Source organism: Arsenicibacter sp. R0_47 (genome assembly GCF_057652235.1).
Window position 1 is genome coordinate 1 of the sequence record NZ_JBYFCJ010000032.1, and the last position, 23,173, is coordinate 23,173.

The 23,173-nt window shown below is 53.1% G+C and carries 18 protein-coding genes; 8 read left to right on the plus strand and 10 right to left on the minus strand.

The annotated features are described in order from the left end of the window. Positions 1 to 280 precede the first annotated feature (280 nt). From AC23NW_RS30490 to AC23NW_RS30520, 7 genes are all read right to left on the minus strand, one after another. On the minus strand, positions 281 to 607 hold the full coding sequence (locus AC23NW_RS30490; RefSeq protein WP_487454275.1) for a hypothetical protein: 327 nt from the start codon (positions 605 to 607) through the stop codon (positions 281 to 283). Next, positions 604 to 1,074: a hypothetical protein gene (locus AC23NW_RS30495; protein ID WP_487454276.1), complete on the minus strand. Its 471-nt coding sequence runs from the start codon at positions 1,072 to 1,074 to the stop codon at positions 604 to 606. The genes AC23NW_RS30490 and AC23NW_RS30495 overlap by 4 nt, the downstream gene beginning before the upstream one ends. After that, positions 1,074 to 1,259, minus strand: a complete 186-nt coding sequence (locus tag AC23NW_RS30500; RefSeq protein WP_487454277.1) for a hypothetical protein — start codon at positions 1,257 to 1,259, stop codon at positions 1,074 to 1,076. Before AC23NW_RS30500 ends, AC23NW_RS30495 begins: the two co-directional genes overlap by 1 nt. Then, positions 1,249 to 1,908 (minus strand): hypothetical protein, encoded by a 660-nt coding sequence (locus AC23NW_RS30505; RefSeq protein WP_487454279.1) that lies wholly within the window; start codon positions 1,906 to 1,908, stop codon positions 1,249 to 1,251. Before AC23NW_RS30505 ends, AC23NW_RS30500 begins: the two co-directional genes overlap by 11 nt. After that, positions 1,889 to 2,233: a hypothetical protein gene (locus tag AC23NW_RS30510; protein ID WP_487454281.1), complete on the minus strand. Its 345-nt coding sequence runs from the start codon at positions 2,231 to 2,233 to the stop codon at positions 1,889 to 1,891. The genes AC23NW_RS30505 and AC23NW_RS30510 overlap by 20 nt, the downstream gene beginning before the upstream one ends. A gap of 2 nt (positions 2,234 to 2,235) precedes the next feature. Beyond that, positions 2,236 to 2,412, minus strand: coding sequence for a hypothetical protein (locus AC23NW_RS30515; RefSeq protein WP_487454283.1), 177 nt, complete (start codon positions 2,410 to 2,412; stop codon positions 2,236 to 2,238). A gap of 66 nt (positions 2,413 to 2,478) precedes the next feature. Beyond that, positions 2,479 to 2,925, minus strand: a complete 447-nt coding sequence (locus AC23NW_RS30520; protein WP_487454285.1) for a hypothetical protein — start codon at positions 2,923 to 2,925, stop codon at positions 2,479 to 2,481. A 442-nt stretch (positions 2,926 to 3,367) separates the two neighbouring features. Between AC23NW_RS30520 and AC23NW_RS30525 the strand changes: the two genes are divergently transcribed. From AC23NW_RS30525 to AC23NW_RS30540, 4 genes are all read left to right on the plus strand, one after another. Further along, positions 3,368 to 5,692 carry an immunoglobulin domain-containing protein gene (locus AC23NW_RS30525; protein ID WP_487454287.1) on the plus strand — a complete coding sequence of 775 codons (2,325 nt, stop codon included), beginning with the start codon at positions 3,368 to 3,370 and terminating at the stop codon, positions 5,690 to 5,692. 307 nt (positions 5,693 to 5,999) lie between these two features. Then, positions 6,000 to 7,736, plus strand: a complete 1,737-nt coding sequence (locus AC23NW_RS30530) for a choice-of-anchor Q domain-containing protein (RefSeq protein ID WP_487454289.1) — start codon at positions 6,000 to 6,002, stop codon at positions 7,734 to 7,736. A 566-nt stretch (positions 7,737 to 8,302) separates the two neighbouring features. Then, complete coding sequence (gene gltB, locus AC23NW_RS30535) at positions 8,303 to 12,934, plus strand: glutamate synthase large subunit (protein ID WP_487454291.1); 4,632 nt, start codon at positions 8,303 to 8,305, stop codon at positions 12,932 to 12,934. A 22-nt stretch (positions 12,935 to 12,956) separates the two neighbouring features. After that, entirely contained in the window at positions 12,957 to 14,444 is a 1,488-nt protein-coding gene (locus AC23NW_RS30540) for a glutamate synthase subunit beta (RefSeq protein ID WP_487454293.1), read from the plus strand. Positions 14,445 to 14,550: 106 nt separating this feature from the next. Here the strand turns inward: AC23NW_RS30540 and AC23NW_RS30545 are convergent, their stop codons facing one another. The 3 genes from AC23NW_RS30545 to AC23NW_RS30555 form a co-directional block, all read right to left on the minus strand. Then, positions 14,551 to 14,958, minus strand: a complete 408-nt coding sequence (locus tag AC23NW_RS30545) for a T9SS type A sorting domain-containing protein (protein ID WP_487454295.1) — start codon at positions 14,956 to 14,958, stop codon at positions 14,551 to 14,553. Between the two features lie 95 nt (positions 14,959 to 15,053). Continuing rightward, complete coding sequence (locus AC23NW_RS30550) at positions 15,054 to 15,713, minus strand: response regulator transcription factor (RefSeq protein ID WP_293837654.1); 660 nt, start codon at positions 15,711 to 15,713, stop codon at positions 15,054 to 15,056. A gap of 206 nt (positions 15,714 to 15,919) precedes the next feature. After that, positions 15,920 to 19,111, minus strand: coding sequence for a sensor histidine kinase (locus tag AC23NW_RS30555; protein ID WP_487454297.1), 3,192 nt, complete (start codon positions 19,109 to 19,111; stop codon positions 15,920 to 15,922). Between the two features lie 338 nt (positions 19,112 to 19,449). On the opposite strand from AC23NW_RS30555, the gene AC23NW_RS30560 reads away from it, so the two are divergent. From AC23NW_RS30560 to AC23NW_RS30575, 4 genes are all read left to right on the plus strand, one after another. Further along, positions 19,450 to 20,145, plus strand: coding sequence for a BAR domain-containing protein (locus tag AC23NW_RS30560; RefSeq protein ID WP_487454299.1), 696 nt, complete (start codon positions 19,450 to 19,452; stop codon positions 20,143 to 20,145). A 93-nt stretch (positions 20,146 to 20,238) separates the two neighbouring features. Further along, entirely contained in the window at positions 20,239 to 21,264 is a 1,026-nt protein-coding gene (locus tag AC23NW_RS30565; RefSeq protein ID WP_487454301.1) for a hypothetical protein, read from the plus strand. A gap of 76 nt (positions 21,265 to 21,340) precedes the next feature. After that, on the plus strand, positions 21,341 to 22,399 hold the full coding sequence (locus AC23NW_RS30570) for a hypothetical protein (protein WP_487454303.1): 1,059 nt from the start codon (positions 21,341 to 21,343) through the stop codon (positions 22,397 to 22,399). Between the two features lie 69 nt (positions 22,400 to 22,468). Next, positions 22,469 to 22,972: a hypothetical protein gene (locus AC23NW_RS30575; RefSeq protein ID WP_487454305.1), complete on the plus strand. Its 504-nt coding sequence runs from the start codon at positions 22,469 to 22,471 to the stop codon at positions 22,970 to 22,972. The last annotated feature ends 201 nt before the right edge of the window (positions 22,973 to 23,173 follow it).

Below are 23,173 nucleotides of genomic sequence, written 5' to 3' on the forward strand. Positions count from 1 at the left end.
AAGCCCTGAACAGTTTGAGCAGGAGTATTATACTAAACTTGCAAGTTCAGTGTGCCGCTAAACCGGACCACCTCAGCCCTCCAAAACAATATCGAAGCAAAAAATCAATACTAACCACTATATAACTATAAGGTGATTAGTAAATATATAAACCTCTCTCCTTTGCTATCATTTACAGTGTAAAAATTCAAAAGTGAAACCAAAGAGCAAATCACAATAATTGTAGTGGTTTGATACAAGAGCCCACTACAATTATTTAATACATATAATGACTTCCCACTTAAGGCAGTTTCGGAAATACCCGTTCAATCGCGCGGGCAGCTTCAGCCGGCGTGTCGTAGGCTCTTGTCTTGTAGCAGACCACCGTATCAGTCAGCCCGGCCGAATTCGCCCGGTAGCTGATCAGTACACCGTAAAATCTGCCTCTGATGATAAATACCGCCCGGTCGCACTTATTCAGCCCGTGATAAACAACGATCCGGGTAGATGACAGGATCCATAGGATCAGCATCAGACAGATCAGGATTACGACGATCAGAATAACCGGGTGCTCGATGGCCATCGGATGACCTGAGCGGCGGGCGAACATAAAAGGTTGTGAGATCATTCTGCTTCCGGATAAATGTGAATAAACTCACTGAAACAGGCCTGAATTGCATGCCAGGTAATACAATTCAGTGACCGGAAGCGGTCATTATCTTCTTCGACCATCATATATCCCGCCTCGCTGGTCAGCAGCTTCAGCGAATCCCCGATTTCACCGGACCTGAGCATTGTGGTCTTCAGAAAATTGCCGACGATTTCAGCCGGTGTTTTGTGAAGATTAACAGTCAGGCTCATCATCTCAAGATAGCGGATAAGATACCCCGCCAGCCGGCGCGCGACAGGATACACTTCGCCATGCGGCCGTGCTGCCCGTTCCAGAGCGGCAACCTCTCCCATCAGAAAAAGCACGTCGATGAACAGACTGGATTTCTCAAGGTCAGGACCAGCGTGCTTCTGGTGCTCCGCTTCACTGACCAGTTCAGTGGCAAAGTCTGTAATTAATATATCCGTGTACGTCTGGATTGTCATCAGAATATAGAGGTTTGACTTGGGGGTGATTGACTCAGCTTTGCCAGATCGGCGGCCAGTTCCTTGTCGATCATGGACTCAAACTTGTCCATGATCCGCTTATTCTCCGGATGCTTGTGCTGCTGGTATTTCTGTCTGGCGTGCCAGTACTGGAGTACCAGCACGCGGAAATCGTTATTTCCCATCCTTCAGAAAATTAAAGATGTAAATCACGTTGTGCTCTTTCTGCATGCTGCGCGAATAGAGCCAGCCGGCTTTCACTTCTTCGTAGTAGTATTTTCCCAGCAGGCCCTTATCGCCGTGTGTAAGGCTGTTGCCCACATGAATATACGTCTGTGTGTGCCGGGCCAGCTGAAGCTCATCGACGCCGTACACATTTCCCTTATTTGTACCGGGGTTGTACCGCTCAGTTATCCAGCAACCGACAACAACCTGAGGCTTCATCTGCATCACCGCATGGTTTCCGGTCATCTTCAGCACGTCATCCGGATACTGTATGCGGGGTATGCCGTTCAGATCGTACAGTTCTCTGACGCCGGGCAGATTGCTTTGCTGTAAACAGGAATCGGTCATGGTGATGCCCAGCGCACGGCCGACCGCCCCGTTACCGGCTCCGATCTCAATGGCCGTGCGGTCGCCGATCTCGTCTTCCAGAAAACGGATCAGCTCGGTTGTCGGCAGCTGATACACCGCGTGCTTATGACAGAAGGCCGACAGCTGCTCCTGAGTAAAGCGGGACAGATCCGCTGCGGGGACCGGTATTAGTTTTCCATCTGGCATCAGCACAGCCTCCAGCTCGGCCGGTACGGTGGGATCAATGATTGCTGCGTTCATCTTTCTGAATCGTTGAAACCTTAACCTGTGAAACAAACTGACTTTCCATAATCGAAATAGCCTTGCGGAAAAGTACCGCCGTATCCATACCGTTGATCTGACCGGCATTGTGAATCGTCGCTGTCAGGCCGTTGCAGAAGCCGAAAATCAGCGCATTGATCCCGTTTTCGGTGAACCGGCCTTCACCGTCATGCCAGTTATCCCGCAGCAGATTGTGATTGTATACTACTTCGACCCGTCTGGCACTGGTGGTACCACCTTTGGTTGCCGTTGCCTCGATCCGGACAGTGGCCTCGTAGCTGAAATCCAGTTTAATATCGTCCATGTTTAGTTGCGTTGATGTTGACAGATGCGTTTCTGAATGTGCTGCATGATGTTTTCGGCCTCCCGGATCAGCTCCGGATTGTTAGTTTGCCGGGCCAGAAAGCGTGTTTTCGCGGCCAGCAGGTACACAGCGACCTGATCGGCTTTTGCCGGTTGCGTTGTTTTCCGTACGTTTGTCATTGATTTTTGAGTTTGCCCCGGGTAGTTGTTGGAAGCGATACCCGGGGCTTTTTTTATTGTTAGAAATTACGTTGCGTATTCGCAGCCGGCCGCCGTTTTCATTACGGCCGCCAGCCGTTCAGTTGTCAGCGTTTCCACCGGTAACAGATCCCTGTGGCTTCCGTCCGTATACCACTCCGGATGGGCTGACAGATATTGCAGCAGACCCACCCAGCTGTAGGTACTCAGCTCAATCCGTACCGGATCAGAGACCCCTTCCGGATTGTACCCTTGCGGACTATTCCCCAGCTGATCGTAGGTTACCCGGTAGTTTTCCGCTTTCAGCAGTTTCCGGGCCGGCAGCACCAGAAACGACGCCCCGCGGACCATATAATGAAAATCCGGCCATCTGCCCTCCAGTGCTGCCAGGCACTCATTGTTGGCATAAAACTCCAGCCGGTGGCAGATATTCATCCGGTTACCGTACTGATCATTGATCCAGGCCAACAGGTGGGTCCTTACGGGATACATCATCCTGAAGCTGACTTTTTACTATGGCCGGCAGCTGACTGAGAATTACCTGATATACGCTCAGCGGCCGGTTGCCCAGATTGACCAGCGCAATATCCAGTTTGCCGGGTTTTATCTACCGTCCGCCTGTCGCTTAAACTGGTAGTCATATCGCCCCCGCTGCCGTCAAAGCTATGAAAAATGAACGCAGTCTCACCGTTCCTTCCAGACCAGCGGCTTTGCAAACCGATCTTTTTTATCAGAATGTCGTCTGGCAAACACTGTTCCGGCAAATTTTCCTGTGAAGCAGGCTTAAATACGGTTTCTGTAGCCGAAAACTACCCAAATGGGTAGTTTTTTTCCGGAGCATCTCACCTACTTTCGGGCCATAAATAAGCTATGCTTCCGGTTGGTTACGACCGGGTGCCCCTTAGCGCTCAACTTAATCCCTTCATTCAAAACGTTTATGAGAACTCCCGCTACGCGGACGGACTACGGATCCGTTTCCGGCAATTTTCCGGCTCTCTATACCTTTACATCTACCTGCCCGCGCGATGGGTTTATGTATGTACGTACGCTTACTTCATCTGTCCGGATCCTGCGCTGGCTTACCACCTGCCTGCTGCTGGCATTGACCGTTTCAGCCGCATATGCCACCACTACCCGCCCCGTGGGAGCTGCCATTACCTGTTATGTTTCTACTACCGGCGGTAGTAATGCAGCAACGGCCACCAGTTGGGCTACCAGCACCAGCAACTTACAGGGCGCCATCGACTATGTCAAAAATAACGGTGGCGGCCAGGTATGGGTCGCCAACGGGCTCTACAAACCTGGTACTACTACAGCCAGCAGCTTCTCTCTGGCCAATAACGTGGCCATTTACGGGGGCTTCACCATCGGCCAGACCAGCATCAGCGACCGCAATCTGACAGGGCCTTCCGGCACCACCCTGACCGGCGATCTGGGCGGGGGCGTTAACAGTATTCATGTGATCAATAACCTGGAGAGCCTGAGCCTTACGGCATCCGCCATGCTCGATGGATTTGTCATCACCGGTGGAAAATCAACCAATGGAGAAGGAGGGGGTATGTATAATTTTAATGGCTCACCAACCATACGGAACTGCGTTTTTACCGGAAACTCCGCCGGCACTGGCGGTGCCATATCTAACGCCGGTAGCTCGCTAACCTTGATTAACTGCACCTTTCTTAACAACTCGGCCCTCTCTGGCGGTGCCATCTGGAGCGATGGGATGTTCCTCTTTAATTGTGCATTCCTTAATAATTCAGCAGGATCCGCCGGAGGCGGCGCCGTTTATAACCGGCTCCGCTACGCAGCTTTTGTTAATTGTTCATTCTCAGGCAATACGGCTTCTATTAGGGCGGGTGGGGTAATCATAACCGAGGGATCAGACATCGCATTGGTTAATTGTGTTCTTTTCGGCAATGGAGGGACAGCTACTTTCAGCGCTACGAACCCCGGCAACAAATTTGATGCCAGCTATACCCTTTTTGAAGCGTCATCGTTGGAGAATGGTTTAGAGATATCCCAAACCAACTGCCTGACAACCAACACCTCACCCTTTGCCTCGCCAAACAGCGTCTCCCTCATAGCCGGTTCTATCGCCATTAACGCCGGTAACCCGCAGAGCCAGACCGTGGCCAGTCCGCCCTATTCGGCGACTAACCTGCCGGCAACCGATCTCGCCGGCAACCCACGAATCCAGGGTGGCCGCGTCGATATGGGCGCTCTGGAAGGCATCCCGTGTACACCACCGCAGTTTACCCGACAGCCTGCGTCCGGCTCCGCTCTCTGTGTGGGCAGTGCCCTCTCGCTCACTGTAAGCGCCTCCACCAGCAGTACCGGCACCGTTGCCTACCAGTGGCTTAAAAACGGACAGCCGCTGTCAACTCCGCAGAATACGTCTGTGCTCTCTCTGAGCAGCCTCACCCCCAACGACAACGGTAGCTATGCCGCCGTGGCCACTGACGACTGCTCCAGCGTTACGTCTTCGGCGTTCAGCCTGACAGTTAACACCCTGACCGGATTTACGCAACAGCCCGCTACCGCCTCGGCCGTTTGTACCGATGCCACCGTTTCCATTGCCGTCAGCGCCACCGGTACCCCGGCCGCCGGACAGCAAAGCCTTAACTACCAGTGGTTCCGAAACGGAAATATCCTCCAGGGACAGACCAACGCTGCCCTTACCCTTACCGATGTCACCGCTGCACAGGCGGGCAGCTACTCGGTCGTGGTTACCGGTGCCTGCAACAGCATCACCTCCACGGCGTTCTCCCTATCGGTCACCGATCTGGCTTCCTTCAGCATTTCGTCAATCACCCTATGCCCTACCCAGACCGGCTCCCTCATGGCTTCCGGTTGCAACGGCGGAACAATCAGCTGGTCTACCGGAAGCCCCGACATTACCGCCGGCAATGAACTCTCCGTGGTGTCGGCTACCTGTCTGGCCGGCTCGTGCAGCGCCGTCGCACAGGGTAATGTAGTGGTCACCAACCAAACGCCGCCACCCGCTACGCTCAGCAGCCTGATGGCCGATGAGTCGGGATGCCCCGTGAAACTCATCGCACACGGAACGGCCAGTTCCTTTGTCTTCACCGGCGCTAACGGCTATGTTTTCAGTACAGTGTACCGCCAGAGCGCCGCCCGGCAGGCAACGGCCACACAGGTCAAGGTACCCGGTATCTACACCCTGCGGGCGGTCAATACCACTGTTTGCGGCAGCAGCACGCCCGTCAGCCTGACCGTTACCGTTTCCAGAAGCTGCCCGTAAAGCCGCTATATACACCTTAAGCCCCTGTACCGTCCGCTGACGATGCAGGGGCTTTTTTTATTCCCGGGCAGATGTTATGCCTGAGCATAAGCATAGTTACAAAGTAACAGCATCGCATATGAGCAATAAATCAGTAACAGACCTTTGCCATGTCAGACAGATTGGCTACTATTGCGGCCGGCAGGGCTTTTGCCTGCCTACAGGCGTGTGTTGATAAGGAGAATGTAGTATCCTGATCAGACACGTTTTTTTGTTGCCCGTTTATGACTAAAAATTGCCTTTGATTAACCTGTAAAAATCAATGTTTATGAGAATCGCTGTTCGTACTCAACCCCTGCGCTGGCTGATCGCCTGCCTGTTATCATCCCTGACCCTTGTCACCGCAACCGCCGCTACCACCACCCGTCCACCGGCAACTACCATCATCTGTTACGTAACCCCTGCCGGCGGCAGTAATCCCGTGGCCGCCACCAGCTGGGCTACCAGTACCAGTAATTTACAGGGTGCTATTGACCATGTGCATAGCACAGGCGGTGGTGAAGTCCGGGTCGCCAACGGACTCTATACACCCGGATCGGCCACTGTTACCAGTTTCTCCATGGCTAACAACGTGACCATTTACGGCGGATTTACCATCGGCCAGACCAGTCCCGGCGACCGAAACCTGACAGGACCATCCAGCACTACCCTATCCGGTGACCTCGGCGAAGGTGCCCATAGCCTGCATGTTATCCATAATCCGGAAAGCCTGAGCCTGAACGCATCAGCCGTAATCGATGGCTTTGTGATTACCGGTGGCGATGCGATTCCGAATTACAATCGTGGTGGTGGGATGTATAATGATAATGCGAGTCCGACACTAAGAAACTGCCTTTTCACACAAAATAAAGCTGAGTTCGCCGGAGCCATGATCAACTACAACGGCAGCTCTCCTAAGCTCATAAACTGTTCGTTTACAGACAACTTTGCGAATAACGAAGGTGGGGCAATTTATAACGAAAACGAGAGTTCGCCCACATTAACTACCTGTGTATTTCAGAATAATACTGCTAATGCCAGTGGCGGCGCAATCATCAACTATGGCGTAGCACCGATCATTACCAACTGCTCGTTCATCAACAATAGGGCCGGGAACGATGGTAGCGGTGGCGGTGCAGTCTATAATCAGGAAAGTTCACCCTCACTCCTGAACTGTCTTTTTATCAATAATACGACCTCCCGTATTGGCGGCGCGATGGTAAACAATGCCGGGAGTTCACCGGCTATAACTAATTGCGGGTTTATCAACAATTCAGCAGATGACCAGGGCGGTGCTATCACCAACCTCAACAACTCGTCGCCGACCTTGCTGCACTGCTCGTTCCTGAACAACTCAGCCGCCAATGGTGGCGGGGCAATTTTTAATCAGCAAAGTACGCCTTCCATCGCTCATTCGGTCTTTTTCGGAAATAGTAATGGTGATGCGTTTAAAAGTGAATATTCGTCTACTATCACCGCCAGCTACACCCTCTTCGACGCCGAATCGGTCAGTGGCGGACAGGTCACCCAAACCAATTGCCTCACAACAAGCACCTCCCCCTTTGTTTCTGAAACCAGCATCGCTCTCAGGGAGGGTTCACCGGCTATTGATGCCGGTAATCCGCAGAGTCAGACTGTGGCCGGTGCGCCCTATTCGGCGACCAACCTGCCGGCTACTGACCTGGCCGGTAATCCACGGATTTATGGTGACCGCGTCGATATGGGCGCGTTGGAGTACAAACCCGCCTGTGATCCGCTTCAGACAACAGCCATCAGCCAGTTGAAGGTCGATGAATCAGGCTGTCCCGTTAACATCACCGGACAGGCAACCGGCAGTTCCTTTGTCTTTACCGGACCCAACGGCTATGTCTTCAGTACAGTGTACCGCCTGCCCGGCACCTATCAGGTTCAGGGTAACGTTATTAAAACGCCCGGCGTCTACACGCTGCAGGCTGTTAATCTGAATGCCTGCGGCGGTGTAGCACCGGCCACCATGACCGTTACCGTCTCGAAAAGCTGTCCGTAGCCCGGTACAACTTCCGGATTGATCGGTTCTAAAGCCACACGGAGCACAACAGGAGGAAATCCGTTGTACTCCGTGTGGCTTTGCCGTGTAAGCCAGACCCGACAGGTTCCTGTTTATGGGTGTCATTTACAGGTAAGATGCTATAATCAGCGTTCCGGAATAGCTCATTGCCGGGCGCCGAACTGCCGGAAAAGGCTGAAATCCGGCACTTTTTCGGACAAAAATCTCCATGTCAACCAATCTGTCAAAAAGGTTTTGTAAATTAGTCTTGCCAACAGATAGGCAATTTCTTTGTAAAATATTCATTAACTAAGATCATTTATAATCAAAGTCACAATTTGGTATTTCTAAAACTTCGTTCGGTTAAAACGCTTTATTACCAAATTTTTTTGTATTATCTTGCACCACTTCGTCAAAAACTACTGTAGATCCGGCTAAAGTATTCAATCTTTTAGCACCGGCTTGAACCACCTGGATTTTCTAATTTGTAAATAATCGTCGCAGCAATGGTGGCCGAAGAGTACAACCCACCAACGCGAGGACATAACCTGTAGCAGTTACGTCCCATGTCTGATCAAATTGACCAGTCGGAATGCCGGCTCACCGATGTCCGGCACCCCCTAACAGGGCAAACAAATGAATTGGGCCTCTACCGCCCTGATTACGAACACGATAACTGCGGGATCGGCTTTGTTGCTGACATCAAAGGCCGGAAATCGCACCAGATCGTTGCGGATGCCCTGCACATGCTCCACCGCATGGAACACCGTGGTGCCTGTGGTTCTGAACCTAACACAGGTGACGGTGCGGGCTTACTTATCCAGATTCCCCACGAATTCTTTGTGGATGAGTGCCGTAAGTTGTTCATTCACCTGCCTGCCGCTCAGGAATACGGCGTGGGTATGGTGTACTTCCCTAAAGAGTCGAAACTGCGCGAAGAGTGCCGCGCCATTCTGAACCGGAAAATTAAACGGCTCGGTATGGAGCTGCTTGGCTACCGCGTTGTTCCGATCGACAACAGCGATCTGGGCAACGGGTCACGCGTCGGCGAACCACAGATGGAACAGGTGTTTATCAAACGCCCGGACACGGTTACCAACGACGAAGACTTCGAACGCAAACTCTACGTTCTCCGCAATTACAGTACCCGCATCATTAACGAATCGGTAAAAGGCGTTAACAACGACTTCTATTTTGCTTCGTTATCGTGCCGGGTCATTACCTATAAAGGCCAGCTGACAACCGGCCAGCTGAACCCGTACTTCACCGACCTGTCGCGCGAAGAAGTGGTATCGGCCCTGGGCGTTGTACACTCCCGTTTCTCGACCAACACCTTCCCGTCGTGGAAGCTGGCGCAGCCGTTCCGTTACATTGCCCACAACGGGGAAATCAATACCGTAAAAGGCAACGTTAACTGGATGAAGGCCGCCGAGCGCATGTTGAAATCGTCGAAATTTACCGACGAGGAAATGGATATGCTGCTGCCGATCTGCGACCACCGTCAGTCGGATTCCGCCAACCTGGATAATGCCATCGAACTGCTGGTGATGAGCGGCCGCTCACTGCCCCACGTGATGATGATGCTGATTCCGGAAGCATGGGACGGCAACGAACACATGGACGATAACCGCCGTGCGTTCTACGAATACCATGCGGCCCTGATCGAGCCATGGGATGGTCCGGCCTCGATTTCGTTTACCGACGGCAAAATCGTCGGTGCCACGCTTGACCGGAACGGTCTGCGTCCGTCGCGCTACTGGGTAACTAACGACGATGTGGTCATTATGGCCTCCGAAGCCGGTGTGATCGACATTGACCCTGCCAAAATCGTGTCGAAAGGCCGTTTGCAGCCGGGTAAAATGTTTGTGGTCGATATGGAAGCCGGCCGCATCATTGCCGATGAGGAACTGAAAGCCGATATCTGCTCACGGCAGCCGTACCAGCAGTGGATTGACCAGTACAAAATCAAGATTTCTGAGCTGGAAGCCCCGGCCCGTAAATACAGCCGCTATGACGAAAAAGCCCTGCTGACGCGTCAGAAAGCATTCGGTTTTACGTCAGAAGATCTCCGGATGATTCTGGCGCCGATGGTCGAAACCGGCAAGGAAGCGCTGGGCTCCATGGGTACCGATACGCCGCTGGCGGTGTTGTCGGATCAGAGCCAGCACATGAGCCACTACTTCAAGCAGTTGTTCGCGCAGGTCACCAACCCGCCGATTGACTCGATCCGGGAGCGGGCCATCATGTCGCTGATTTCGTTCGTGGGTGCGACCTACAACCTCCTCGACGAATCGCCGGAGCACTGCAAGCAGGTCGAACTTGACCAGCCGGTGCTGACCACTAAAGAATTTGACAAACTGCGGTTTATTGACCGTCACCACTTCCAGGCCAAAACCATCAACACGTATTTCCGTGCGGATGCGGGTGGTCAAGGGCTGGAGCGTGCACTGGAGCGCATCTGCCGGTACGCCGAAGATGCCATCGAAGACGGTTTTGAAATCATTATCCTGTCTGACCGTGCCATCGACTCAGACCATGCTCCGGTAGGGTCACTGCTGGCAACGGCCGCCGTTCACCACCACCTGATCCGTCGCGGTCTGCGCGGCAACATCGGGCTGCTGGTCGAAGCCGGTGATGTCTGGGAAACGCACCACGTAGCCACCCTGATCGGGTACGGCGCGTCGGGCGTGAACCCGTACATGGCCTTTGAAACCATCGCTCAGATGCGGGAGAAAAACCAGCTGGGTGTTGATTATCCGGAAGACAAGTTATTCCAGAACTACATTAAGGCTGTTAACGGCGAGCTGCTCAAGATCTTCTCGAAGATGGGTATCTCTACGCTGCAATCGTACCAGGGCGCGATGATCTTCGAATGCCTTGGTCTGAATGAGGACGTAGTTAACCGCTACTTTACCGGTACTGTATCGCGGATCGGCGGTATGGGGCTGGAAGAAATCGCGAAAGAAATTCTGGTCCGCCACCGGACTGCCTTCCCGGAAACGCCGTCTCTGTCGGTGCAGCGCCTGGAAGTGGGTGGTGTTTATCAGTGGAAGCAGCGCGGGGAGAAACACATTTTCAACCCGGATTCGATCCACCTGTTACAGGAATCGACCAAGCGCGACGATTACCAGCTGTTCAAGCGGTATTCGAAACTGATCAACGACCAGACCGAAAAAGCCATTACGCTGCGGGGCCTGCTGAAGTTCAAAAAAGGCATGCCGATTCCGATTGACGAAGTTGAGCCAATCGAAAACATTTACAAGCGTTTCGCGACGGGAGCCATGTCCTTTGGCTCAATCTCGTGGGAAGCCCACACAACCCTGGCCATTGCCATGAACCGCATCGGCGGGAAAAGCAACTCAGGTGAGGGTGGTGAAGACGAACTGCGGTTTACGCCGCTGGCTAACGGCGACAGCCTGAACTCAGCGATTAAGCAGGTGGCATCGGGCCGTTTCGGGGTAACGAGCCATTACCTGACCAACGCGCAGGAGCTTCAAATCAAGATGGCGCAGGGTGCCAAGCCGGGTGAAGGTGGTCAGCTGCCAGGTCACAAGGTAGACGACTGGATTGGCCGGACCCGTCACTCGACACCGGGTGTTGGTCTGATTTCGCCGCCACCTCACCACGACATCTATTCCATCGAAGACTTAGCCCAGCTGATCTTTGACCTTAAAAATGCCAACCGTGCCGCCCGGATCAGCGTGAAGCTGGTATCAGAAGCCGGTGTCGGTACGATTGCCACGGGTGTTGCCAAAGCCCACGCCGACCACATCCTGATTTCAGGTTATGATGGCGGTACGGGTGCCTCGCCACTGTCGTCGATCCGCCACGCGGGTCTGCCATGGGAGCTTGGTCTGGCCGAAACCCACCAGACACTGGTGCGGAACAAACTGCGCGGCCGTGTAACGGTACAGGCCGACGGACAGATTCGTACTGGCCGGGACCTGGCGATTGCCGCCTTGTTAGGAGCCGAAGAATTCGGTGTGGCTACGGCAGCGCTGGTTGCTGCGGGCTGTATCATGATGCGGAAATGCCACCTGAACACCTGCCCTGTCGGGGTAGCTACCCAGAATAAAGAACTGCGCGCCATGTTTACCGGCAAGCCGGAGCACGTGGTGAACATGTTCAAGTTCATGGCAACCGAACTGCGGGAAATCATGGCTGAACTTGGTTTCCGCACCGTAGATGAGATGATTGGCCAGGTACAGGTACTGGAGCCACGTGATACCATCAAACACTGGAAATACAAAAACGTCAACCTGAACGCGCTGCTCTACAAAGAGCCGGTCAGCCTTGATGTGTCGCTGTACAAGCAGGAAGAGCAGGACCACGGCATTGACCACGTTCTTGACCGTGAACTGATTAAGATATCTCAGCCTGCCCTCGAAAAAGGCGAGTCGGTCTACGGCGAATATACCGTAAACAACCTGAACCGTTCGGTGGGCACCATGCTCTCCAACGAGATCTCAAAGGTCTACGGCGGTGCGGGCTTACCGGACAGCACGCTGCACTTCAAACTGCGCGGAACGGCTGGTCAGAGCCTTGGCGCCTTCAGCACAAGCGGTATTAAGCTTGAACTGGAAGGCGATGCGAACGACTACTTCGGTAAGGGTCTTTGCGGCGCGAAACTGATTGTTTATCCGGATCGCTCAGCGACGTTCAAACCGGAAGAAAACAGCATCGTCGGCAACGTATCGTTCTACGGAGCAACATCGGGTGAAGCCTTCATTCGTGGTATGGCCGGTGAGCGCTTCTGCGTACGTAACTCCGGGGCTAAAGTGGTTGTCGAAGGTGTAGGTGATCACGGTCTGGAATACATGACTGGTGGTCTGGCCATCATCCTCGGACAGACAGGCCGCAACTTTGCCGCCGGTATGTCGGGCGGGGTATCCTATGTCTGGGATAAAGACGGCACGTTTGCCTCGAAGGTAAACCGCGAAATGGTTAGCCTCGATACGCTGAATGAAGAAGATCAGGCGATTCTGCGCGAATACGTGGAAAAACACTTCCAGTATACAACCAGTAATGTGGCCCTGGCCCTGATGCAGGATTGGGACAACAGCATTGGCCAGTTCGTGAAAGTATTGCCAACTGACTTTAAACAGGCGCTGGCAAGCCGCGGCATCTCCCTTTCTGAGCAGATCCGTGACAAAAACGTTGTTTATCAGGACATTGTCGTAGACGTAACGCAAGGTTAATTTTCTCAAACCGAGGACTAAAATGGGAAAACCGACAGGATTTTTAGAATTTGCCCGCGAACTGCCTAAAAAGCGTGACGTACAGGAGCGGGTTCACGACTATAAAGAAATTGAGATGCCGTTTTCCGAGTCTGACTCGCAGCGGCAGGCTGCCCGCTGTATGGACTGTGGCACTCCGTTCTGCCACAGCGGCTGTCCACTGGGTAATATCATTCCGGAATTCAACGATGCCGTTTACGAGGAAAACTGGGCGTATGCGTATGAGCTGTTGAGCTCGACGAACAACTTCCCGGAATTTACGGGCCGTATCTGCCCTGCCCCCTGCGAAGCTTCGTGTGTACTGGGTATCAACAAGCCACCGGTTGCCATCGAATTTATCGAGAAATCGATTGTTGAGGCGGCCTTCGCCAAAGGCTATGTACAGCCGAAAACACCGGCACAGCGCACGGGTAAAACCGTTGCCGTGATCGGTGGAGGCCCTGCCGGTATGGCCGCTGCGGCACAGCTCAACAAAGCCGGTCACACGGTGACGGTATTTGAGCGTGCGGATCAGATTGGTGGGCTGTTACGATACGGTATTCCTGATTTCAAACTGGAAAAATCGGTAATCGACCGTCGTCTGGCGGTGATGGAAGCCGAAGGGATTACGTTCAAAACCGGTGTAAACGTTGGTAAGGATGTTAAAGCGGCCGATCTGCTCGACAGCTTCGACGCGGTAGTACTGAGCGGTGGCTCTACCGTTCCGCGTGACCTGCCGATCAAAGGCCGTGAGCTGAAAGGCGTTCACTTCGCAATGGAGTTCCTGAGCCAGCAAAACAAGCGGGTTGCCGGTCGTCCGGTCGAAGTTGATCACCGCGGTGCCACCTACGAAAACGGCGAGCTGCTGGCTACCGGCAAAAACGTAGTGGTGATTGGTGGGGGTGATACCGGTTCTGACTGTGTCGGTACCTCAAACCGCCACGGCGCCGTTTCGGTTACGCAGATCGAACTGATGCCGATGCCGCCGAAAGACCGCGCGGAAAGCACACCATGGCCGAACTGGCCAATGATGCTCCGTACGTCGACTTCGCACGAAGAAGGCTGCGACCGGCACTGGTCAATCAACACGAAAGAGTTTGTCGGCGACGAAAACGGTAATCTGAAAGCGCTGAAAATCGTTGATCTGGAATGGTCGAACGCCGGTGGCCGGATGCAGATGGCCGAGGTACCGGGTTCGGAGCGCGAAATTCCATGCGAACTGGCGCTGCTGGCGGCGGGCTTCCTGTTCCCGCAAAAAGACGGGCTGCTGGCAGATCTGGGTGTTGAACTGGATGAGCGCGGCAACGTGAAAGCGAGCAACTACCAGACCAGCGTACCAAACGTATTCGCCGCCGGTGATATGCGTCGTGGTCAGTCGCTGGTGGTGTGGGCCATTTCAGAGGGTCGTGAAGCTGCCCGCGCGGTAGACACTTACCTGATGGGTGAAAGCATGCTCGAAGCAAAAGCAACATCGATGCTCGCTGTCGTTTAGGCAAGCGGGATATATAATCTGATAAAAAAGTGGTGGCACGAATTATAGTCGTGCCACCACTTTTTTTATCCCCTTCCCCTGAATTCAGGGGAAGGGTCAGGGTCCTTTACTCCACCAGCATCACCCGTGACGGATTTACTGCCGGCGTATCATTAATCTGAAAAGTCTTTGTCAGCGTTTCTTTACCGTCAGAAACCGTAATCTGGTAAGTGCCGCGATTCAGGGCCTCGACATTAAATTTTGCATGGTAGTTTTGTTTGCGGCCCGGAATGTATTCCGACGCTAACGGCTCGCCGCGCTGGTTCAGGAAGTTCACCGACAGTTTCCGGCCGGCATGGTTCTCTACGTGCAGGTTTACTTTCGAATGATCAACCGACGGGTAGATGGCCATACTCATCGATTTTGTGATCGCAACGTTTGACGGAGCCGCCGCGGCCGCTTTGGCTTTGTCGTCTTCAGGAGTGGCCGCCGACAGCAGCGTGGCCAGGGATAAAGCATGCAGGAAAAGGAACATGAGATTTGTTGTTTAACGTTCAACGCAGTTTTTCGCCGTAAAGGTAGAGGGCGCTTTCCCGTAAATTTTCCCGCAATCAGGGTGATTTTATTTCCTCAGATCAACTTTTCCCGGATGGCTTTTTCGATGGCTTCGGCTTTTGAATGGACTTCCAGTTTCCAGTAAATGTTCTTAATATGCGTACGGATTGTTTCCTTGTCAACAAAGAGCTGTTCGGCAATATTGGTATAACTTTTACCCTTTGCCAGCAATTCAAGCACTTCTGTTTCGCGGGTTGTCAGGGGTGAATTACGGTTCTTCTGGAATGACGCCACGACCATACGCGCGATGTTGGTACTCATCGGGGCGCCTCCTTCCTGAATGTCCCTGATGGCATCCAGCAGGCGGGCGGGCTGCATGTTTTTGGTCAAATAACCACCGGCACCGGCACATAAAGCCTTGAAAACCACCTCGTCGTCGTCATAGGCAGTAACCACAATGATATTGGTTCGCGGACGTACTTTTTTGATCCGGGCAATACCTTCGATACCGCTCATGCCGGGCAGATTAATGTCCATCAGGACCACATCCGGCGCATCGGTATCCAGATTCCGGAGCGCATCTTCACATCGTTGATAGGCATTCACGACGCGGAAGCCATAGGTACTGTTAATAAGCAGTGCAAACCCGTCACGTATCAGGTTATCGTCTTCTATCAGACATATCCGGATGGTTTGCTGCGATCGCAGTGGCTGGGGTTGAGTAATCGTCATCATCTCGCTTTCTCCACGAAGAATTTAGGCCGAAATTACCCTTACTTACCCTCGTTACTCATCTTTTTTACACCAATGGGGCGTAGGCAGGATGAGCGCAGGATGAATTCGTTCAGGTAACCGGCAACGGCATAGGGGGGATTTTATATGGCCTAAAGACGATTAAGCAGCACGTTTGTTGCATCGGCGCCCTGTTTTTTATTTTTCGCTTATCCCTCATTCCGGGGGATTGACATGGAAAATAAAACAGTGGTTCCCTCCTGCGCCGTACTCCTGAAATGCACCTGCCCACCCAGTCTGCGCGCGCGGCTCTGCATATTCAGCAAACCGTTCCCCATGTAGCCCGGCGTCGGGGTCATACCGGTACCGTTGTCCTGCCAGTACATCTTTACCTCCGCTTTACCGGCCTCCACCCAAAGACAAACCGAAGTGGCCGAGGCATGTTTAAGGGTATTGCTCATGGCTTCCTTAAAGAGAAAAATCAGGTGGCGGCTCGCCCCCATCGGCAACTGCACCTGCCGCAGCGTTTCCGACACCTCAGCCGCTTGAAATACAATGCCGGTCTTGTCGAAAATATCGTCGCCAAAGTCCTTAATCCGGATAAAGACCTCATACAGGTTATCGTGCTCGGGATTAATTGCCCAGATAAAATCCTTTGTCCCCTGGTAAAGGCGGCTGCTGTTGTCACTGATTTTTGTCAGCAGCGGGTCGATTTCTCTGGCCTGGCCGTTGAGCTGGGCCCGGATCAGTTCGGTAAGCATCGAAATGCGCGTTATGGTATTGCCGAACTCATCATGCAGATCCTGAGCAGCCAGCCGGCGTACGCGTTCATTTTCGGCCAGCTTGATGCGCTCAATCACCAGCGCATGTTCAATCCGCTGCCGCAGCCGCAGACTGTAAATCGTCCAGAAGAGAAAACTCAGGGCCGTAAAAATCAGAAAATAAAACCACCATGTCCGCCAGAACGGCGGCAGAATCCGGATCGGCAGCCGCAGCATACCGGCTTCGTTCCAGGTACCGTTAGGACGCGCTCCTTTTATTTTCAGAATATAGTCCCCCGGTGCCAGATCAATAAAACTAACATACCGGCGGTTGCCGCTCGACACCCATTCGTCCTGCAACCCTTCGAGCTGATAGGCATACTGATTTTTCTGCGGATGGGTAAAATCCAGAGAAGTAAACCCGACCGTAAAAAAGGCATCGCCCGGTTGCAGAATTACCTGCTCCGAATCCAGCATCAGGCTGTCAACATTCAGCACACGGTCAAACACACGGAACGATGTCAGGCGGACCGGCGATTGTTGCCGGCTGGCCACCATCTGCGCCGGATCGAAACTCACGGCATTACCGATGCCGCCGAAGAACAACTCGCCGGAGGGGCTTTTGTGGAAAGCGCCCATGTTGAACTCATTCGTCAGTAAGCCATCCTCGGCGTCATAGGTCTGAAATTGATCCGTAACCGGATCCAGCAACGCCAGACCATAGTTGGTACTCATCCATAGCTTCCCGGCATTGTCCTCCAGAAGACCGTATACCATGCTGTTGGGCAGCCCGTCTTTGCGCTGGTAGTGTTTAAACGTCTTGCCGTTTTTACCCGCTACCAACCGGCTCAGCCCTTTGCTGCTACAGACCCAAAGCTGCTGTTTCCGGTCGATCAGCAGGCCCAGTATCTGGTTACTCAGCAACCCGTCCGGCCGTTGCGGTGCATACGTGTACTGCGTAAACTGACCGGTAGCCGGGTTAAAATAGTAAAGTCCTGACCAGGTACCGACCCACAGGTTTCCGGCTTTATCTTCGCTAATGGCCGAAACCGTACGCAGCTGCATCGCCTGTCCGACATCCATCTGATCCGAATACGCTGCCAGGAGCTGGTTGGTTTTCGGGTCGATACAGCGCAGGCTACGGGTGCCACCCACCCAAATGCGTCCCTTGTGATCTTCCAGCAAGCTGAAAACCGCCTGAAAGAAAGGCATCTCCCGTTCCAGCGTCGGCATAAAGACCGGCTGAAACCGGTTGTGTACGCGGTCGAAGCGCTGCAACCCCATGGCCGTTCCGACCCAGAGTGTTTTGTGGCTGTCGAGCAGCAGGCAATGAATAAAATCGTTGCTGAGGCTGAACGGATCGCCGGGGTTACTCAGAAACCGATCCTGCTGCCCGTTGGTCCGGATACGCAGCAAGCCCGAGTAGGTTCCGAACCAGCGGTCGCCGTTGTAATCCGTGCAGATTGAAAAGACCGCGGCGGCTGTGGATGGCTGCTGCGGATCAGAAATCAGATTCCAGAGCCGGAAGCTGTTTTTAGTGCGGCTGTAAAGGTGTACACCCGCATCATAGGTACCGATCCAGACAATGTCTTCTGCGGGGTCAGGACTCTCATAAACCTGCACAACATGCCCCGATTTCAGCCCCTTTACCGACAGCATATCCTGCCGGATCGCACCCAGAAATACCGGATTCCCTGGCTGACTGATATCGAAACGCATGAGCCCTTCCTGCCCGTGTGCTACCCAAAGCGTACCGGTACGGTCGATCAGCATCGCATTGATCAATTTACCGGCAAGCCGCGCATCAACCTCAGGAACCGGCAGCGATTTACCCGTGCGGATATCCAGACAGGCCAGCCCTTGCGGTGTAGCTGCCCATAGCCGGTCATGCGAATCGCAGACTACCGATAACACCAGCGGATGAGGCAATGTCCCGTATTGCTCCGTAGCCGACAACGGAATCCAGTTCGCGGCGGGCGGACGGGACAGCGGCAACCGGGCCAGCCCCGAGGAAGTACCGATCCAGAGCAACTGTCGTTTGGCATCGTAGCGAAGGCAACGCAGCATGGCACTACGATCCTCCCGCTGACTACCCACCCGGAAACGCCTGACCTCACAGGGAGCCGACTGCTGCCAGATTACCCGAATCAGTTCTTTAGGGGTAGCGACCCAGACCGACCGGTTACCGTCGCAGGCCAGTGCCATAATCTTCTGCCCGGCCAGTTCAGAAATCCGCTCTACACGGCCGGTCATCGGGTCGAGCCGGCCCAGACCATCGGCCGTTCCGACCCAAAGGTGCCCGTACGGACCTTCGGTCAGGGCCGTTATTTCATCGTTCGGCAGGGAATGTTCGTTGAACGGATCATTTTTATAGCCCGTAAGCTGATACCCGTCGTAGCGGTTCAGGCCGTTGCCCGTTCCCAGCCACATATAGCCGCGGCTGTCTTTCAGGATACTCCGGACCTCACTCTGCGACAGGCCATCATCGACGCTGAGCTGATCCAGGAAAACACGGACCGGGCCATTCTGAACCGGATTGTTCAGGGCTGGCTTGTGCTGAACCATTTTACGGTCAGGCTGCCCCATGACAGGCAGCAGCCAACCTAGACACAGCCATAAACAGAGGTAATAGTTTCGCATCAGAGGGTGATTAAAATCCCGCGTTTTACAAAGATACAACCTGATTTCGGGGGATAAATCCCCCAAACTGCGTGAAAGCCGTCCCCCGCCAAACCGGTAATTTTGTACTGTTCTTCCTCTTAAACGCATATAGCTTTTTTCGCAGGGGAACGATTATTATTGTTTGGAAAAATAATCGGAAAAGTAGCCTTGCCAGAGACGGGGCTATTTTTTTTTAGCCGTAATCTGCTCCTTGTTTTGGTCCCATTGTCAAGTCCGCTGACCGTTTGTATGATTTCCTGAACAGGGTAAGCACCCGGCGAGTAATATTGTCGTGTCACTTAAACGACTTAACGACAATGCCTGAACCAGACAACAGTTTGGGGCGCAAAATTCTGAGTTTTTTCATCAAGGATGAGCCTGCGCCCAACGCACCCGCATCCGGCACGCCCGCTCCGGCCTCCCCTCAGTCTCCGGCCTCTGCACCTGCCAGCCCTGCGCAACGCCCCGTTCCGGCCCCTCAGCCAGCCGGTTCGATTGATACGAAGTTTGTTACGCACTTTGCTTCCGTCCTCGAAAAGGCGAACATTCAGGGACCTGATTACTTTGAATTCCGCGAGATGCTCCGTAATCTGGCTGAACTGGGATTAGACGAAGACAAACGTTTTCAGGCAGCCTGGGCCAGCTTCAAGACGTTGGGTGGTAAGGCCGACGTGTCGGTATTGACCAACACGGCCAACCAGTACCTGACCGCGCTCGGCCAGGACCGCGATGCCTTTCTGAAGAGCGTAGAAGCTGCTCTGGCCGAACGGGTCGGCGGTTTACAGAACGAACAGAAGCAGCTACAGGCCACCAATGAGGCCCTGGCCAAACAAATTGCTGATTTGCAGCGGCAGATGGCGCAGAACACCGAAAGGCTGAGCAAAATCAATGATGAGATTGACGAGCAGAGCTTGAAATTAACGCAGAATCGCAGCAACTTCGAAGCCACATACGGCAGCTTCACCGAGCAGATCAAAGACGATATTCACAAGATTCAAACGTACCTTAAATAATTTGTGATTTAGTGATTTAGTGATTGGGTGATTTTTTGTAACTCATATCGAAATCAATCACTAAACCGCTCATTCGCCCAATCACTCAATACTATGGCATCAACTCCTGATTTTTCGCAGTTAGGCGGCGCAGACGACGATAAGAAACGCTCGTTCTGGAACCGTCCCGAAGGTGTAGCCGGTATGCTGTTCCTGCTGGCCATCGGCGGCGTTGTCCTCTACCGGATCAACGATATCCTTGAATTTCTGATCAAGGTTACCGAAAATACCCTGTATCTCGGCGGCTTACTGGCCGTTCTGGGCCTTGTCATTTTTCTCGTTACGAGCAAAGACATCCGGACCGGCGTATTCTTTCTGTTCAAATCAATGATGCGGTCCCTGACGGGTACCATCATTCAGCTGAACCCGATTGCCATCATGAAGATCTATGTGCAGGATCTGAAAGATAAGCGCGAAAAGATGCAGGGGCAGATCAATCAGCTGGCGGGCCAACTGGTGAAGCTCAACAAGAAAATCAGCGAAAACAACGAAGGCATAAAGCAAAAATTTGCCGAAGCCAACCGCGCTAACCAGATGACCGACCGCCCCGGCATGAAAGAAGCGGCCTCACTGGCCAGTATCGAAGCCGCCGGGTTGCAGGAAATGAATGAAAAGCTCCTGCCGCTGCAACGGAATATGAAAACCGTTCTGGAGTTTATGGAAAAGGTAAACACCAGTGCCGGATACATCATCAAGGAGACCGAAATCAAGGTCAAACTGAAGGAGACCGAATACAATATCGTTAAAGAAAGCTCGAACGCCCTGCGGACAGCCATCAGCATCTTCAAAGGCGATCCTGACAAGAAATTCTACTTCGACGAGTCGATGGAATACATTCAGGACGATATGAGCAATAAGCTCGGTGAAATGAAACGCGCCATGGACCTGTCGATGGATTTCATCAACGGCGTTGATATTCAGAACGGTGTACTGTCTGACAAAGGCCAGAATATGCTCGAAGCCTACAACAAGGGCGAGTTTAAGCTTATTCAGCTCGACGGACCGGCGCCGGCACCAACCCTGCGCCCGGGCGAAACCAGCCTGCCCAAAGATGCCGGCTACCGCAATCTTTTAGACTAACCTGACCAGCCCCCTCCCCCGGGGGGCTCCTTTCACTAAACTCCTCTCTGCGGGGACAGAGAGACCCTCACTAATCATGCAACGATTAACCGTAGCCGGCCGTCTGCTCATCACGGTCCTGATTTTAGCCGCCCTTTATTTTGGTCTGAAATATATTGGGGGCGTCGATTTGCTGAAAAAACTGCAGTCACGCCAGCAAACCACCGAACAGTCGGATTCCCCGTCGATGCCGGGTAATAACGATGAAACTGCCAGCGCATCGTCTGACAACTCCGCAGCATCCGATAACAGCTCAGAAAGCTCGTCGGAAGCCAGCGACAGCGGACCGCGCAAGTCCTTTGATTATACCGCTGCCGAACCGGTTGGCGGCAGACTGAAAGGCGTAGTCGAACTGGGGGCGAGCGGCTTTAACTCGTTCATTGTCCGCGTGGATGATCAGAAACGCTGGAAGCTCGAAAAGGCAGAATTCGGCAACAGCCTCGTGATCGAAAACATGGCCACTGACCAGGATATCCGCGACGGCCTGAAAAAATACATCGCTACTATGCTCGACTTCGGCGTTGGCGGCCGTGACATCCACTTTGTGGTCAGTTCGGGAGCGGTAAAGGCAGATGGCACGCAGAAAATCATCAAAGTACTGAAGTCGCTGAACTACTTCGTCAATACCGTAACACCGGAGCAGGAAGGCCGTCTGGCGCTTCGTTCGGTGCTGCCGGGCGACTTTGAAGACAAAGCTTTTGTGGTAGACATCGGCTCCGGTAACACGAAAATTTCGTGGAAAGAAGGTGGCGACATAACTGCCCTCGAAGCTGCCGGCTCCAAGTATTTCCAGAACGGCGAAACCGACCAGAAAGTCTATGACGACGTGTCGGCCAAATCGAAGCAGGTCCCGTCGGCGAAGCGTAAAACGTGCTTTATCATCGGTGGTATTCCGTTTGAACTGGCCAAACAAGTACGTAACGGCAAGGAGCGCTATACCGTTCTGAAAGCCCCCGGCGATTACAAAGGCGAGAACGCCAAGCAAAAAGCCGGTATCAACATCTACAAGGCCATTGCCGATGCCACCGGCTGTGAGCAGTTTGTGTTTGACTGGGATGCCAACTTTACCATCGGCTATCTGCTGACACTGAAATAAGCTAACAGCCCGAAGAGCAGGCCGGAAACGTCTCCGGCCTGCTCTTTACTTTTCCTCTCCCCTTTTCACATGACTTTACGCGACATCTTCCAGAGTATTTCGGGAAATCCGGGCCTGCTCGTTTTACTGCTTTTACTGGTGCCGGCCACTACCTTTCTGGCGAATTTGTGGTCGGGGCAAACAGCGGAAGAAATCTGGAAATGGCGGTACGCGTATGCCGTTCTGGTTTACCTGGCCTGCATACCAGGCATGTTTGCCGTTACGCTGAATATCTATCTGTTTCTGTTTGAACGTCAAAGCATCTGGGATATGAATCTGGTCATTCAGTTACTGCCTGTTCTGTCGATGATTGGTACACTGATGCTTATACGCAAAAAAATACCGTTCAGTTACGTACCCGGTTTCGGCAAGCTGTCCGGCTTCCTGACGCTGATTTTTGCCGTTATGGGGATTCTGTGGTTTATCGACCGCACGCACATCTACGCCATCACCTACATCCCGTTTGCCTACCTTGCCATTGGTTTTGTGATACTGCTGCTGGTCATCCGTTTTGCCTGGCAGCGGATTTTTTAATACCTCCGTAGAGACGCAATACCTTGCGTCTCAGTTACAGCAAAAGGCGGTCATTTCATGAGCAGGCATATGCATGACTGAGACGCAGGATATGCATGACTGAGACGCAGGATATGCATGACTGAGACGCAGGATATGCATGATCGAGACGCAGGATATGCATAATTGAGACGCAGGATATGCATAATTGAGACGCAGGAT

What these genes read in the sequence shown, in the direction of transcription:
- AC23NW_RS30520 (WP_487454285.1), bottom strand. Translation starts at nt 2,925, where the DNA reads ATGATGTATCCCGTAAGGACCCACCTGTTGGCCTGGATCAATGATCAG.
- AC23NW_RS30525 (WP_487454287.1), top strand. Translation starts at nt 3,368, where the DNA reads ATGAGAACTCCCGCTACGCGGACGGACTACGGATCCGTTTCCGGCAAT.
- AC23NW_RS30575 (WP_487454305.1), top strand. Translation starts at nt 22,469, where the DNA reads ATGACTTTACGCGACATCTTCCAGAGTATTTCGGGAAATCCGGGCCTG.
- AC23NW_RS30550 (WP_293837654.1), bottom strand. Translation starts at nt 15,713, where the DNA reads ATGATGACGATTACTCAACCCCAGCCACTGCGATCGCAGCAAACCATC.
- AC23NW_RS30515 (WP_487454283.1), bottom strand. Translation starts at nt 2,412, where the DNA reads ATGACAAACGTACGGAAAACAACGCAACCGGCAAAAGCCGATCAGGTC.
- AC23NW_RS30570 (WP_487454303.1), top strand. Translation starts at nt 21,341, where the DNA reads ATGCAACGATTAACCGTAGCCGGCCGTCTGCTCATCACGGTCCTGATT.
- AC23NW_RS30545 (WP_487454295.1), bottom strand. Translation starts at nt 14,958, where the DNA reads ATGTTCCTTTTCCTGCATGCTTTATCCCTGGCCACGCTGCTGTCGGCG.
- AC23NW_RS30555 (WP_487454297.1), bottom strand. Translation starts at nt 19,111, where the DNA reads ATGCGAAACTATTACCTCTGTTTATGGCTGTGTCTAGGTTGGCTGCTG.
- AC23NW_RS30510 (WP_487454281.1), bottom strand. Translation starts at nt 2,233, where the DNA reads ATGGACGATATTAAACTGGATTTCAGCTACGAGGCCACTGTCCGGATC.
- AC23NW_RS30495 (WP_487454276.1), bottom strand. Translation starts at nt 1,074, where the DNA reads ATGACAATCCAGACGTACACGGATATATTAATTACAGACTTTGCCACT.
- AC23NW_RS30530 (WP_487454289.1), top strand. Translation starts at nt 6,000, where the DNA reads ATGAGAATCGCTGTTCGTACTCAACCCCTGCGCTGGCTGATCGCCTGC.
- AC23NW_RS30500 (WP_487454277.1), bottom strand. Translation starts at nt 1,259, where the DNA reads ATGGGAAATAACGATTTCCGCGTGCTGGTACTCCAGTACTGGCACGCC.
- gltB (WP_487454291.1), top strand. Translation starts at nt 8,303, where the DNA reads ATGTCTGATCAAATTGACCAGTCGGAATGCCGGCTCACCGATGTCCGG.
- AC23NW_RS30490 (WP_487454275.1), bottom strand. Translation starts at nt 607, where the DNA reads ATGATCTCACAACCTTTTATGTTCGCCCGCCGCTCAGGTCATCCGATG.
- AC23NW_RS30565 (WP_487454301.1), top strand. Translation starts at nt 20,239, where the DNA reads ATGGCATCAACTCCTGATTTTTCGCAGTTAGGCGGCGCAGACGACGAT.
- AC23NW_RS30540 (WP_487454293.1), top strand. Translation starts at nt 12,957, where the DNA reads ATGGGAAAACCGACAGGATTTTTAGAATTTGCCCGCGAACTGCCTAAA.
- AC23NW_RS30505 (WP_487454279.1), bottom strand. Translation starts at nt 1,908, where the DNA reads ATGAACGCAGCAATCATTGATCCCACCGTACCGGCCGAGCTGGAGGCT.
- AC23NW_RS30560 (WP_487454299.1), top strand. Translation starts at nt 19,450, where the DNA reads ATGCCTGAACCAGACAACAGTTTGGGGCGCAAAATTCTGAGTTTTTTC.